13 protein-coding genes are annotated in these 14,119 nt (G+C 63.6%); 7 read left to right on the forward strand and 6 right to left on the reverse strand.

Going from position 1 to position 14,119, the window contains the following annotated elements; genetic code table 11:
• Nucleotides 1-2 precede the first annotated feature (2 nt).
• Nucleotides 3-488: a hypothetical protein gene (locus F1542_RS15010; protein WP_193733745.1), complete on the forward strand. Its 486-nt coding sequence runs from the start codon at nt 3-5 to the stop codon at nt 486-488.
• A 65-nt stretch (nt 489-553) separates the two neighbouring features.
• On the opposite strand, the gene F1542_RS15015 is transcribed toward F1542_RS15010, so the two are convergent.
• On the reverse strand, nt 554-1,588 hold the full coding sequence (locus tag F1542_RS15015) for a glycosyltransferase family 4 protein (RefSeq protein WP_227672775.1): 1,035 nt from the start codon (nt 1,586-1,588) through the stop codon (nt 554-556).
• A 73-nt stretch (nt 1,589-1,661) separates the two neighbouring features.
• Between F1542_RS15015 and F1542_RS15020 the strand changes: the two genes are divergently transcribed.
• Genes F1542_RS15020 through F1542_RS15035 form a run of 4 tightly spaced genes read left to right on the forward strand, consistent with a single transcriptional unit; the run spans nt 1,662 to nt 5,841 of the window.
• Complete coding sequence (locus F1542_RS15020; protein ID WP_227672776.1) at nt 1,662-3,623, forward strand: nucleoside-diphosphate sugar epimerase/dehydratase; 1,962 nt, start codon at nt 1,662-1,664, stop codon at nt 3,621-3,623.
• Complete coding sequence (locus F1542_RS15025) at nt 3,620-4,756, forward strand: DegT/DnrJ/EryC1/StrS aminotransferase family protein (RefSeq protein ID WP_193733747.1); 1,137 nt, start codon at nt 3,620-3,622, stop codon at nt 4,754-4,756. The genes F1542_RS15020 and F1542_RS15025 overlap by 4 nt, the downstream gene beginning before the upstream one ends.
• Nucleotides 4,757-4,771: 15 nt before the next feature.
• A complete protein-coding gene (locus F1542_RS15030; RefSeq protein ID WP_193733748.1) occupies nt 4,772-5,260 on the forward strand; it encodes a hypothetical protein in 489 nt (162 codons plus the stop codon).
• Nucleotides 5,257-5,841: an HAD family phosphatase gene (locus tag F1542_RS15035; RefSeq protein ID WP_193733749.1), complete on the forward strand. Its 585-nt coding sequence runs from the start codon at nt 5,257-5,259 to the stop codon at nt 5,839-5,841. The genes F1542_RS15030 and F1542_RS15035 overlap by 4 nt, the downstream gene beginning before the upstream one ends.
• A gap of 88 nt (nt 5,842-5,929) precedes the next feature.
• Here F1542_RS15035 and F1542_RS15040 read toward each other — a convergent pair whose 3' ends face one another.
• Nucleotides 5,930-7,054, reverse strand: a complete 1,125-nt coding sequence (locus F1542_RS15040; protein ID WP_193733750.1) for an AI-2E family transporter — start codon at nt 7,052-7,054, stop codon at nt 5,930-5,932.
• Nucleotides 7,055-7,337: 283 nt separating this feature from the next.
• On the opposite strand from F1542_RS15040, the gene F1542_RS15045 reads away from it, so the two are divergent.
• On the forward strand, nt 7,338-8,474 hold the full coding sequence (locus tag F1542_RS15045) for an MFS transporter (RefSeq protein WP_193733751.1): 1,137 nt from the start codon (nt 7,338-7,340) through the stop codon (nt 8,472-8,474).
• Between the two features lie 166 nt (nt 8,475-8,640).
• On the opposite strand, the gene F1542_RS15050 is transcribed toward F1542_RS15045, so the two are convergent.
• Nucleotides 8,641-9,219, reverse strand: coding sequence for a hypothetical protein (locus F1542_RS15050; RefSeq protein ID WP_193733752.1), 579 nt, complete (start codon nt 9,217-9,219; stop codon nt 8,641-8,643).
• A gap of 551 nt (nt 9,220-9,770) precedes the next feature.
• Entirely contained in the window at nt 9,771-11,657 is a 1,887-nt protein-coding gene (locus F1542_RS15055; protein ID WP_193733753.1) for an ATP-binding cassette domain-containing protein, read from the reverse strand.
• 160 nt (nt 11,658-11,817) lie between these two features.
• On the opposite strand from F1542_RS15055, the gene ndk reads away from it, so the two are divergent.
• A complete protein-coding gene (ndk, locus tag F1542_RS15060; RefSeq protein WP_193733754.1) occupies nt 11,818-12,240 on the forward strand; it encodes a nucleoside-diphosphate kinase in 423 nt (140 codons plus the stop codon).
• A gap of 160 nt (nt 12,241-12,400) precedes the next feature.
• On the opposite strand, the gene purN is transcribed toward ndk, so the two are convergent.
• The gene (gene purN / locus F1542_RS15065; RefSeq protein ID WP_193733755.1) at nt 12,401-13,024 is read right to left on the reverse strand and encodes a phosphoribosylglycinamide formyltransferase; all 624 of its coding nucleotides are present in this window, start codon (nt 13,022-13,024) and stop codon (nt 12,401-12,403) included.
• An 8-nt stretch (nt 13,025-13,032) separates the two neighbouring features.
• Nucleotides 13,033-14,119: phosphoribosylformylglycinamidine cyclo-ligase (purM, locus tag F1542_RS15070; RefSeq protein ID WP_227672777.1), on the reverse strand; the 1,087-nt coding region annotated here is incomplete at its 5' end.

The following is a 14,119-nucleotide window of genomic DNA, read 5'->3' on the forward strand; positions in this document are numbered from 1 at the left end:
TCATGCTGAAACGGACGGAAGGTTTCAATTCCATGCGTATCTCACGACGTCTGGTTGCCCTTGCCATGGTCATCGCGCCGCTTGCGGCTGCGCCGACACTGGCCCGGGCCGCGGAATCATCGCTTGGCACGCCGTCGGGGCATGTCACGATGAAGTTCAAGTCCCTCGATATCGGGGTCGGCCACACGTGGGGCACAGGCAAGCTGGTGTTCCAGAACCACACCTACCGATTCAAGATCGAGGGCGGTTCGCTGGCGGCCGTGGGCTATGCCAACATCAGTGGCCAGGGTGAGGTCTATAACCTGACGAAGGTCAAGGATTTTGAAGGCAGCTATGCCGCCGTCAACGGGGATGTCACGGCCGGGACCGGCGTGGGCGCCGTGCTGCTCAACAATCCCGCTGGCGTCCGTATCCGCCTTGATACGTCCAGTTCCGGTGGCCGCCTGGCCGCCGCGGCACAGGGCATGAAGATTACCCTGCGCAAATAAGATCCGCTGTCAGGACAAAAGCAACAGGGGGGGATGGCCAGCAGGCTGTTCCCCCCTTTTTTTTGCTACCACGACAGGCCGGGCGTACGTCCCACCCGGCGTATGACGGCGGCAATCCAGACAAATTGGATCATGCTGACAGCCAGCACGACCGGGCCGGGGCGGACCCATCCCATGCCCACGACAACCGACCCCATGCCGCCGCACACGGTGCCCGCCCATGTCACGACCGTAATATCGGCGGCCTGCATGCCGCTGCGATGGGCCATCTGGTAGAAATGTTCCCGGTGCGCGCGCATGACGGGACGGTGGCAGCATAGCCGCCGCAGCAGGGTTGCAATGACATCCAGCAGCAGCCCCGACAGCATGAGTGGCATGAGCCATGCCCCATGGGCCAGTTGTGGCATGCCCGCCATGCGCAGGCCCAGCGCCCCCAGCACCAGCCCGCAGCACTGGCTGCCCACATCCCCCATGAATAGCCGCGCATGGGGAAAGTTGAAGGGCAGGAATCCGGCACAGGCTGCGGCCAGGATCAGGGCACTGCCCCATGTTTCCACCCCGCCGCCCGCCAGCATGAACAGTCCCGCCGCGATCACGCCCGCGATCAGCGTGCACCCGCTGGCCAGTCCATTCAGCCCGTCCATGAAATTGATGCAGTTGCACAGGGCCACCAGCCACACGACCCGCAGCCCAAGCCCGTCCGGCGTCAGCGCATGGACCGTCCCGCCAGCCATGTCGCCCCACGCCACCAGCGTGGCGGCTGCAATCTGCGCCCCCAGTTTCCATACGGGCGGCATGGGCTGCATGTCATCGCGCCATGAAAACAGTCCCAGTCCCACCGTGGCCAGCAGCAGCGTCACATCCGTCATGTCCGCATGGCGGTGGCAGATCATCTGGCCCAGCGGCACGCCCACCACGAATACGATCAGGATCGCAAGCCCGCCCCCCTTTGGCACCGGCCTGTCATGGGCGCTGCGTCCGGTCGGGTAATCCAGCACGCGCATCGCGATCACCCGCCGCGACAGCACGGCGGACATCAGGCCCGCCACCAGTAAGAACAGCCCGAAAAAGACGTTTTCGGCATGAAATGAATGGAACATGGTCATGAAAGCTGGAAGGGGCGCATGATCTCTCCTTCTTGCCCTGCTTCTGCTCGGCTATAGGGGGAGGGTGATGGTTACGCAATCCTCAAGCGGCGGCGGCCTGGCGGAGTGTCTGCGTAGGATACGGACACTGGCCGTAAACAGCACCCTTGATACGTTCATGGGCGGGCTTGCCGCAATCGTGGCGACGGGATTGTGCGCCTGTCGTGACATTGCATGGCCATGGTGGGGCCCGCCTGTGCTGGGCATGGCCGCCATCGGGGTCGCGGGCTGGCCGTTCCGGGTGTTCCAGCAGCACTGGCGTTTTGCGGGCCGGTCCGATTACTGGCGGCTGGCGGGCGCGTGCGTGCTGGCAGGCATGGTGGCCACGGGCATGCTTGGCCTGTCGGGTGGGCCGCGCGCGGCGGCGTTTGGCGCGGCGTATGCCATGGCGGCCTTTGTTATCATGGCGGGGGCACGCGCGGGCTACCAGTGCTGGCGGTCCTGTCGCGATGGCCGGGACAGGGGCGACCGGCGTGTGATCCTGCTGGGGGATGGGGAGGACGCCAGCCGGTTCCTCAGCCTCATGCCGGATATGGGCGGTCTGGTCGTGGGCATGGTGGTCGAAGGCCGTCAGCGCCGCCCCGGACGCAGGCTGCGTGGCGTGCCGGTGCTGGGGCAGGTGGCGGACCTGCCTTGTATCCTGTCGGCATTCAGGGCGGAAGATGAACTGCTGCTGGTGGTGGCCGATCCCCGCTTTCGGGGCGAACGTCTGTCTGCTGTCCTGCGGATGGCACAGGAAACCGGCACGCAGGTGCGCTGCATGCCCGATCTGTCCGGTATCGCCGGGGGCGGCATGGCACCGCTGCATCCGGTCAGGCTGTCGGACCTGCTCAACCGTCCGGCTGTTGCACCGGACGGGCAGGGCATTGCCGGTATGCTGCGCGGGCGGCGCGTGCTGATTACGGGGGCTGGCGGGTCAATCGGCAGCGAACTGGCCCGACAGATCGCAGGTTACGCCCCTGATCAGCTGATTTTGGTGGATATTGGCGAATTCCCGTTATGGCAGGTGGATATAGACCTGGCGGAAAAGGCCCCTGACACTACGCGTCACCTTGTCCTGGCCGATATACGCGATGCGGGACGGATGGAGCGTGTATTCGCCCGTTTCCGGCCCGAACTGGTGTTCCATGCCGCAGCGCTGAAGCATGTACCCATGGTGGAGGAAAACCCGTGCGAGGGATTGCTGACCAACGTGACCGGCACCCGCATCGTGGCCGATACCGCCGCCCGGCACGGGGTCAGGGCCATGGTCCTGATTTCGACGGACAAGGCGGTCAACCCCGCCAGTGTGATGGGGGTATCCAAGCGCATTGCGGAAATGTACTGCCAGGCGCTGGATATGGAAGCCCGCAACCGCGACGACGGGCACGCCATGCAGTGCGTGACCGTGCGGTTTGGCAATGTCATGGGATCGACGGGTTCGGTCATTCCCCTGTTCCGCCACCAGCTGGAATGTGGTGGCCCGCTTACGGTAACAGACCCGCGCATGACGCGGTATTTCATGACCGTGTCCGAAGCGGTCGGCCTTGTGCTGCAGGCCAGCGCCCGCGGCACGGGGGGGCGGGCGGATGGCATGGCGGTACTGCTGCGTGGTGGCGGGGTGTTCGTGCTGGACATGGGCACGCCGGTGCGCATTGTCGATCTGGCGCGCCAGATGATCGTGCTGGCCGGTCTGCGGCCCGACCGGGACGTGCAGATCCGCTTTACCGGGCTGAGGCCGGGGGAAAAGCTGACCGAGGACCTGTTTTACAAGCAGGAAATCCTGCAACCCACCGACTGTCCCGGCCTGCGGATGGCAACGCCGCGTACGGTGGACCTTGCGCAGGTCGCCAATATCATGGATGCACTTACATTGGCATGCCGGGATGGTGATGGCGCGCGCGCGCTGGACCTTGTCCGCAGGCTTGTCCCCGAATTTGCCCATAACCCGCATGGTGTGGCCACTCCGGACACAGCGGGGCAGATCGATGTGGAAAGGAATGCATCATGAACGCTCCGGCGGAAGCTCCCATAGGTTTTCTGAACCTGCCCCAGCAGCAGAGCCTGATTGCCAACGAAATCAGGCAGCGTGTCGATGCGGTCATGAAGCACTGCCGCTTTGTCATGGGGCCGGAAGTCACCGAACTGGAAGGCCGGCTGGCCAGCTATAGCGGGGCGGCGCAGTGTGTTGGTGTCTCATCGGGCACGGATGCCATCCAGATCGTCCTGATGGCCGAGGGAATCGGTGCCGGTGACGCCGTGTTCCTGCCCGCCTTCACCTATACCGCCACGGCGGAGGTGCCGCTGGTGCTGGGCGCGACCCCGGTTTTCGTGGATGTGGATCCTGCCACCTTCCAGATCGATCCCGCCAGCCTGCGCAAGCGCATTGCCGATGTCCGCAAGGCCGGAAAGCTGCGCCCGCGCGCGGTGATCGGCGTGGACCTGTTTGGCCAGCCCGCCCCATGGCCCGAACTGCGCGCGATCGCGGCGGAGGAGAAGCTGTTCCTCATGGCCGACTGCGCGCAGGCATTCGGTGCGACGCTGTCGGGCCGCAGGCTGGGGCGGGAGGCGGTGGCAACCACCCTGTCCTTCTTCCCTTCCAAGCCGCTGGGTGCGTATGGCGATGCAGGCGGCATCCTGACCGATGATCCCGAACGGGCCGAACTGTACCGTTCGCTGCGCACGCATGGCGAAGGCAAGACCCGGTACGAGGTCCTGCGCACCGGCATGAATGCGCGGCTGGACACCATTCAGGCCGCGATCCTGCTGGCCAAGCTGGATGTGTTTGACATGGAACTTGAACGCAGGCGCGCCATTGCCGATGCGTATGACGCGGGTATTACGGGCCGCGTGATCCCGCCCGCGCGCGTGGCAGGCAGCCATGGTTCATGGGCAATCTATTCCGTGCTGACGAAAGGGGCGGAAGACCGCGCCGCCCTGCAGCACAGGCTGAAAAGCCATGGCGTGGCGTCGGCCATCTATTACCCGCTTCCGCTGCACCAGCAGCCTGCCTATGTCGCCGCCCATGATGGCGTGGCGCTGCCGGTGTCGGAAGACCTGTCGCGCCGGATCATGGCGCTGCCGCTGCATGCGGAACTGTCGGATCATGACGTGGGCCGGGTCGTTGCGGCCGTGCGTGCATAAGGAGATCATACGCAAATGAGACGCGAGACAGCCCTGCTGATCGGGTTCCTGGTTATCACGATCGGTACGGCGGCGGGGTTGTGGCTTATCGCCCTGCCCAATTTCCGGCCACTCAGCTTTCCCACCATGGAAACGGGCACCATTGCCGTGGGGCCGATGCGCAGGGAGCGCACGCTGACGGCGGCACAGGTCCATACGCTCAATGACTGGCTGCAGGCCCATACCGCAGGCTGGGGCCCGCTGGGGCAGACCCCGCCATCCAGCGGGGATGCGGTGCTGGAAATGCAGGTCGAGCACAAGGGCCAGCAGCCAGCCGGTGATCCGGCAGTCCCCTACCGCATCACGCTGTGGACCGGCATCAGCGCCGCTGACTGGAACAACACCGTGTTTGTCGAGGAACGGCCCGGTGCGGTCATCCGCTTCCACCATTTCAAGGACAAGGACTTCAACGCCCTGCGCGACCTGGTCAACCAGTACGACTATCCCCGGTCTGCCTTTCCATGAGCCCGGTGCGTGCGGATACGGCAGGTCTGATCTTTGATTGTGACGGCACGCTGGTCGACAGCCTGCCGTTATACCGCGAAGGCTGGATCGCGGCCCTTGAGGACGCCATAGAACAGAACGTGCCGCCCGAATGGTTCCACGGCCATGGCGGCATGTCCGAACACATGGTGCTGGATATTGTCGAGGCCAGACTGGGCCGCAGCGTGAACCGCGACGGCATCATTTCACAAGCGCGCGACAGCATGCTGCGCAGGCTGCATGTGCTGCGTGAAATTACCGTGGTGGCGGACATTGCCCGCCAGTACCATGGCCGCCTGCCCATGGCGGTGGCATCCAACGGGTCACGGCAGATCGTGTCCGCCTGCCTGCGCCACCTTGGGCTGGAACGGCTTTTTGATGCCATCATCACCATAGATGACGTGGAAAACCCCAAGCCCGCGCCGGACATGTTCCTGCTGGCGGCGGGCCGGCTGGCGCTGCCGCCTGCGTCATGTCTGGTATTCGAGGATAGCCGCGAGGGCATGCTGGCCGCCACCCGCGCGGGCATGGCGCATGTGGATGTGAATACGCTGCTGCCCTGAAGAAGACGGCGCGGATGAATGCACAACGGGGACGGGAGTATGATCTCCCGTCCCCGTTTTTATTCAGAAAATGCTTCAAGGTAATCAATTATACCCGTTCGTTGTCCTTCAGCTTGGGGGTGGCGCGGTCAGCGGTCGCCAGCAGGGCCGCCGTCAGCGGAGAGGCCAGGATAAGCCCCGGAATGCCGAGGATGGTGCCAAAGATCGTCTGGGACAGGATGGTCAGCCCCGGTGGCATCTTGACCGCGTGGCGCTGGATCAGCGGGGCCATGACATTGCCCTCGAAAAACTGGATGGCGGCATACAGGCACAGCACCATGACCCCTTCGCGCGTGCCCTGTGACAGGCCGATCAGCACGGCGGGCACCGCGCCGACGAACGCGCCGATATAAGGAATGAAGTTGGCCATGCCCGCCACGACTCCCAGCGCCAGCGCCAGCGGCACGCCAATGCACCACAACCCGATGAAGGACAGCAGTCCCACCACGGTCATGTCCAGCGCCTGTCCCGCCGTCCATGCCCACAGGGTGCGCCCTGCCGTCAGCAGCAGTTCGCGCGATGTGTGGCGGTATTCATGCGGGATCAGCCGCAGCATGCCATTGACATACAGTTCGGGTGATATGGCGAAATACAGCCCCGCGATCAGGATGACCGCCAGCGTGCCCGCAGCCCCGAACGCGGAGGAGACGAAACCGGTCATGGACCCGGCCAGTGATCCGAACCCGCTGCTGCTGGCGGCCTGTTCATTCCCCCCCAGCGTCGTGGGCAGGTTGTCAAGGATCATGCGCCCGGTGGAGGAATGGCCCATGCTGTCACGCAGGTTATGGGCCTGCTCGCTCAATGCTGTGCGCAGTTTTACGGCCTGTTCCGATATCTCTGGCCCGCTGCTCCAGATCAGTCCGGTCAGCGCGCCGATTATGACCACGACCACCGCCGTAAGCGACAGCCAGTAGGGCATGCGCGTGTGGCGTTCCACAACGCCTGCAAGGTTGTGCAGGATCACGGCAACAAGGGTCGCGGCGAAAATGACCATCAGCACGTCACCCACCACCCAGATCAGCATGACCACGATGGTGATGACCAGTGTCAGCCGCAGCAGGGCATAGATGCGCGCCAGCTGCTGGGCGCGGGGATCGGGGATTTCGTCTTTTTTCGGGGCAGGTCGGGAAGCAGGGGCGTCAGGCGTGGGATCCAGCGGGGAGGAGGCGGTCATCTATATGTCCGTATGGTGGCCATGAAAGGGGCTGCGTGGAACGTGAACGCCAGCACAGCCGCAGCCGGGATAACGTCCGGGAAGGGGTATGGATTGCGTTGTCCTAAAATTCCACTAACTGGCGGCAGGCCAGAACGTGGGGTCCCGCGGGTGCATTCCCTTCGTGACCGTTTAAGGCGTAAGCCAATATCTGCTGTCGGAAAAGGGCGGACATGTGAGTACTCCAGATATTTCTTCATCGCATCCGGTCCCGCCCGTACGGTCCGGGGGGGCAGGATGGGCAATGGCTGTCGCCACCTTTGCCATAGGCACGGGGGAGTTCGCATTGATGGCGATGCTGCCCGGTGTCGCCCGTTCGCTGGGCGTGTCGGTCCCGGTGGCGGGGCATGTCATCAGTGCCTATGCGGTGGGGGTGGTGATCGGTGCCCCACTGGCCGCCCTGATCGGCGCGCGCCTGTCGCGCTACCGGCTGCTACTGGCGCTGCAGGCCATGTTTGTCGTGGGCAATGCGGCATCGGCACTGGCGCCGGGTTACGGGACGCTGCTGGTCATACGTTTCCTGACCGGGTTGCCGCATGGGGCCTTTTACGGTGTGGCGGCGCTGGTGGCCGCGGGCATGGCCGACCCCGCGCGACGGGGACGGGCGGTAGCCGGTGTATTCGTGGGGCTGACGGTCGCCCATGTCGTCGGGGTGCCGCTGGTGACATGGGCGGGGCAGATGCTGGGCTGGCGGGCGGTTTACGCCTTCATCGCGGTCATGGAACTGCTGGCCCTTGTCATGATCGCGCGCACGGTGCCCATCGTGGCGCCCGATCCGCAGGGTTCGCTGTGGCGTGAACTGGGTGCGCTGCGGCGACCGCAGGTATGGTTCACGCTGTCGACGGGGGCGATCGGGTTTGGCGGCATGTTCTGTGTCGGCACCTATCTGTCCACGGTATTGCTGGGCGTGACCGGCGTGCCTGCCTATGTCGTGCCGCTGGCGCAGTCATTGTGGGGCGTGGGCATGGTGGCGGGCAACATGGCCGGTGCCCGGCTGGTGGATATCAGCCCCACGCTGGCGGTGGTGGTGACGCTGGCGGCCAGCACCATCATGCTGTGCCTGTTTTCCGTATGCGCGGAAAGCATGGTGCTGGTGTTGATCGTAACCAGCCTGATGGGCGGCATCATTGCCCTGCTGCCCGCGTTGCAGACCCGGCTTATGGATGTGGCGGCCGATGCGCAGGGGCTGGTGGCGGCGCTGAACCATTCCGCCGTCAACGTGGCCAATGCATTTGGCGCGTGGCTGGGCGGGGCGGTGATTGCCGCAGGCTATGGTGCGCAGGACGTGGGATGGGTCGGGGCCGGGCTGTCGGCCGCGGGGCTGGCGATTTTCTTGACCGGACTGCTGGTGCAGCGTGCGGGAGCGCGTGGCCCGGTCTAGGTCAGGAATTTGCTGCTGGCAGAATGCGTGACCCATGATGAATGGCGGGGCGAATGCGGCATATTGCCACCTGGGTTATCCCATCGCGCGCAATGCCCCGCCATCAGGCTGCTTTCAGGCAGTCTCCGGAAAAATGTCGGTCGTCCCGGAGTGGTCAGGGATGATGTTATTTCGATGGGGTATCCGGTTGTGCTTCGGTCGCGGGGGTGACGCTGGCGGCTTCCTGCTGCACGCGGTCAAGCAGGGCGCGGGCTTCTGATGGGGCGATAATGTCATCGAACGGGACGACTGTGGAATTTTCGGATACAAACAATACTTTAAATGGCTGATCTGAACTGGCTATTTTTTCCAGAAGTTCCTTGCTGATGGGGAAGGCTGCATTTGTTTCGTAATGGCAGTCCGGACTGACGCGGCCCGCATAGACATTCGCTCCATCGCAGCTTGTTTCGTTATCAATATTGGTGACATTGGTATATTTTTTGACGCCATCTTCGGTGTATTCCATATGCTGATATGCAACGCCGCCAATATCTGTATCAATACCTAAATAATAATTTGCCGATCTATCGCTTTTTTTAATAACAGAGTAAAGAAATGAAGTAAGGTCAACTGTTAATACTTTGTTATCTCCAAAATGATCCCAGTTGTGACCATTGTTGTATAATTTTTCCTGACTGACTATCGCGGTTTTTGACCATGGCTGGTTGGTTACGGTTGTTTTCGCCTGTATCTGTTCCTCGGACATTTTTGATAGGTGCCTGTATTTTATGCCTTCCTTGGCAACAGTACCGTAACATCCCGCAAGAAGCGCACATAAGACGCTGGATGAAATGAGGGAACTGACTTTTTTCATTTTATGACAGCCTGCATTTGTAACTGTTTGTATCTCCCTGTATCTGAAAATTTCCAGCACTACTATTGACGTCTGGTAATATCTTCAATGTCTGTCTGCCGCGTAATTGAGATCAGCCGATATGCCTGACTTCAGTCCATGCAACGGGCAGGGAGAAGATGACGACATGACCGTATTTGGGTCGCATCCGCGCGGCCTTTACCCCACCCGGATCATGAATGCGGTGAACGAATCCGGAAAAAACGGCCGGTGCGTCAATCATATGGAATGCAGCGCGCGCGGGGATCGAGACATCTCAGTCCGATATGATGACGCAGTTCCGCAGGCGATGGCATTGCATGGCAGGATGGCACGTTCACCACGTAAGTCGGATTTCTGGTCCGCCCGCACGCGCCTGCCCGTGAATGACTTCATCAGGCAGGCGCGTGGATGGGGAGGCGGGCCTATTCCGCGCTGGCGGCCTCCAGTTCCGTTTCCGCTGCCAGCCAGTCTTCTTCCGCCCGGTCGTGTTCGCGTGCAATGGCGGCAAGGCGGGTGTTCAGTGCGGTGACTTCATCCGCCTTGCCGCTTTCATACAGTTTGGGGTCCGCCAGACGGGCTTCCAGCTTCGCGCGCTCGGCCACCAGTCTGGCCATAAGCTGTTCGGCATCGCGGATGCGTTTGCGCAGGGGGGCCGTGGCCTTGCGGGCTTCGGCGCGTTCGCGACGGTCATCGCGTTTTGGGGCCGCGGCAGGACGGGCGGGGTCGTTGTTCGAGACTGCCCGCGCCCGTTCGGTCAGCCAGGTGCGGTATTCCGCCATGTCGCCCTCGAACGGGCGGACCGTGCCATCGCCCACCAGCCACAGCCGGTCGGCCACCAGTTCAACCAGATGTGGGTCATGGCTGATCAGCAGGACCGCGCCCTCGAATTCCGCCAAAGCCCGGATCAGCGCGTCACGTGCGTCAAGGTCAAGGTGGTTGGTCGGTTCATCAAGGATCAGCAGGTGCGGCGCATCGCGCGTGGCCAGTGCAAGCAGCAGGCGCGCCTTCTCCCCCCCCGACAGGTCGCGCGTGGGCGTTTCCGCGCGTTCCGCGTCCAGACCGAAACGGGCAAGCTGCGCGCGCACGGCGGGTGGGGTGGCGTCGGGCAGGGCGCGGGCCATGTGGTCCACCGGGGTCTCATCGGGACGCAGTTCCTCGGCCTGATGCTGGGCGAAATAGCCGACCTTCAGCTTCGGGCTGTGCTGGATCGTGCCTGACCGGGGTTCCAGCCGCCCCGCCACCAGCTTGGCAAAGGTGGATTTGCCGTTGCCGTTCGCCCCCAGCAGGGCAATCCGGTCTTCCATGTCGATACGCAGTGACAGGTTGGACAGGATGGTGTGATCGCCATAACCGGCTGAAACCCGGTCCATCACCAGCATGGGCGGCGGCAGGGGGGAGGGTTCGGGAAAGGAAAAGTGGCTGGGCGTATCTTCCACCACGCTGTCGATCTGCGGCAGTTTTTCCAGCGCCTTGATGCGGGCCTGCGCCTGTTTGGCCTTGGTGGCCTTGGCACGGAAACGGTCCACGAAGGACTGCATGTGCGCGCGCTTGGCGGTGATGCGTTCGGCCATGCGGGCCTGCTGCAGCGCCTGTTCGGTGCGGATGCGCACGAATTCCTCATACCCGCCCGGCGTCAGTGTCAGCCTGCCGTGGTCCAGATGGGCGATGGCGTCCACCGCGCGGTCCAGCAGCCCCCGGTCATGGCTGACGATCAGCGCCGCCCCCGAAAACCGCGCCAGCCAGTTTTCCAGCCAGATCGTGGCCTCAAGGTCCAGATGGTTGGTTGGCTCATCCAGCAGGAGCAGGTCGGGGTTAAGGAACAGCGCCGTGGCCAGGGCCACGCGCATGCGCCACCCGCCCGAAAAGTCCGATACCGGGCGGGTCTGTGCCTGCGCATCGAACCCCAGCCCGGACAGGATGGCGGCCGCCCGCGCCGGGGCGCTGTGGGCGTCGATCGCCAGCAGGCGTTCATGGATGTCGGCAATGCGGGCGGGGTCGGTCGTGGTTTCGGATTCGCGCAGCAGGTCCGTCCGTTCGGTATCGCCCGCCAGCACCGTGTCCAGCAGCGAGCCATAGCCCGTGGGTGCTTCCTGCTTGATCCGTGCCATGCGCGCGCGCGCCGACATGTGGATCGTGCCGCCATCAGGTGCGATATCCCCCGCGATCGCGGCCAGAAGGGTCGATTTGCCCGCCCCGTTGCGACCGACCAGACCGATCTTGCGGCCCGGATCAATGCTCAGGCTGGCGCCATCAAGCAGGGTGCGGCCTGCGATGCGCAGGGTCAGATCGGATATGACGAGCAGGCTCACGGGCGGAAAACTCCGGCAATATGGGGTGCATGGCTGGTTTCGTGCGGGTTGTACCTACCAGTCTGCGGCGATATGCTCTAGATGGCGCTTGTAAGGTGATGTCGGCTTATGTCCAATGCCGCCTCGTATATTTCAGAACCCGTTTGAAAGGAGCTGTCCCATGGCAGTCGAACGTACCCTCTCGATCATCAAGCCCGATGCGACCCGCCGTAACCTGACCGGCAAGATCAATGCCGTGTTCGAAGGCAATGGCCTGCGCATCGTCGCCCAGAAGCGCATCCAGCTGACCAAGGCGACTGCTGGTGCGTTCTATGAAGTGCACAAGGAACGCCCGTTCTACAACGACCTGGTGTCCTTCATGATCTCCGGCCCGGTCGTGGTGCAGGTTCTCGAAGGTGAGAACGCTGTCCTGAAGAACCGCGAAGTGATGGGTACCACCGACCCGAAGAAGGCCGAAGCCCACACCATCCGTGCGCAGTTTGCCGAAAGCATCGAAGCAAACTCCGTCCACGGTTCCGACAGCCTTGAAAACGCGAAGAACGAGATTTCCTTCTTCTTCGCTGGCACGGAAATCCTGCCCTGATCCTTATGGATCATGGTGGCGGGGGCCTGGGTCCCCGCCAATGGAAAAGCCGGCCCCTGGGCCGGCTTTTTTCATGTCTGGGGGTTGTATCGCGCAAATCATCAGGACGCCGCCCTTTTGAAAAAAGGCGGCACCCAAAAACTTTTGTTCTTGTCCGTGATCAGACCGACAGCAGGCAGTCTGATGCGGTTGCGGCAGGTGCCCCGTCGGGAACCAGCACGCGGTGCAGGGCGGCAGGATACAGGCGATGTTCCTGCCGCAATACACGCGTGCCCAGCACATCGGGCGTATCATCGGCCAGTACGGGCACGGCGGCCTGCCCGATGATGGGGCCTTCATCCATGCCTTCCGTCACCCAGTGGACGGTGCAGCCATGGATGCGCGCACCACTTTCCAGTGCCCGTTCATGCGTATGCAGCCCGGGATAGGCCGGTAGCAGGCTGGGATGGATGTTCAGCATCCGTCCCGCCCATGCCGTGGTCAGGAATGGCGTCAGCAGGCGCATGTAGCCCGCAAGGCAGACATATTCCACGCCCGCCGCGCGCAGGGCCGCATCCAGCGCGCGTTCATGCGCGGGCCGGTCGCGGGGGTAGTCGCGGTGGTCAATGGCCTGTGTCGCAAGGCCGGCGTCCCGCGCGACTTCCAGTCCCGGCGCATCGGGGTTGTTGCTCAGCACCAGGGCGATGCGGGCGGGATAATCGTCGCGGGCGCACGATTCGATCAGCGCGCGCATGTTGCTGCCGCGCCCGCTGATCAGGATGGCGATGGGTGTCTTGTGGATCACGGGTCGGTTCAGTCGCGCAGTTCGGGCAGTTCGTCAAAGCTCAGCGTGGCCGGGCTGTCGGGGCTTTCGCCCTGCGTGATCGTGCCGATGACAAAGGCCTGCTGCCCGCGCGCGCTCAGGCGCGCCATGGCGGCATCAGTGTCCCGCACCACCAGCACCATGCCCACGCCGCAGTTGAAGACGCGCAGCATTTCCTCGGTCGTGACATTGCCGGTGCTGGCCAGCCACGGGAACACCGGCGGGATCGGCCATGCCGTGCCATCGACCACCGCCCGCACGCCCTTGGGCAGCACGCGCGGCAGATTGCCCGGCAGGCCGCCACCCGTAATGTGGGCTGCCCCCACCAGCAGTCCGGCACGGTGCAGGTCCAGCACGGGGTGGACATACAGCGTGGTGGGCGTCATCAGCGCCTGACCCAGTGTCTGGCCATCGGCAAACGGGCAGGGCGCGTCCCATGCCAGCCCGCTGCGGGTTACGATATTGCGCACCAGCGAGAAGCCATTGGAATGCACACCCGCCGATGGCAGGGCGATCAGCGTGTCACCAGGGCGGATATCACCGGGCAGCAGCGCCGTGCGTTCCGCAGCCCCCACCGAGAACCCGGCAAGGTCGTAATGGCCGGGCGCGTACATGCCCGGCATTTCCGCCGTTTCCCCGCCTACCAGCGCGCAGCCGGAATCGGCGCAGCCCCTGGCGATTCCGCGCACCACCTTGGCCGCGTCCTCGATGGACAGCTTGCCGGTGGCGAAATAATCCAGAAAGAACAGCGGTGTCGCCCCCTGTACCACCAGGTCGTTGACGCACATGGCGACAAGGTCGATGCCCACCGTCTCATGCAGTCCGCTTTCAATGGCGATCATGAGCTTGGTGCCCACGCCATCGGTGCAGGAAACAAGGATGGGGTCGGAAAAACCGGCCGCCTTCAGGTCGAACAGCGCCCCGAAACCGCCAAGGCCGCCCATGGTGCCGGGGCGGTCCGTGGCCCGGGCCGCGGGCTTGATGACTTCGACAAGCGCATCACCGGCTTCAATATCCACCCCGGCATCCCGGTAGGTGGCGCCGGACGGGGTGGCGGAAGACGCGTTGGGCGGGCAG

It is taken from the genome of Komagataeibacter sp. FXV3 (assembly GCF_015155755.1).
Classification (GTDB): domain Bacteria; phylum Pseudomonadota; class Alphaproteobacteria; order Acetobacterales; family Acetobacteraceae; genus Komagataeibacter.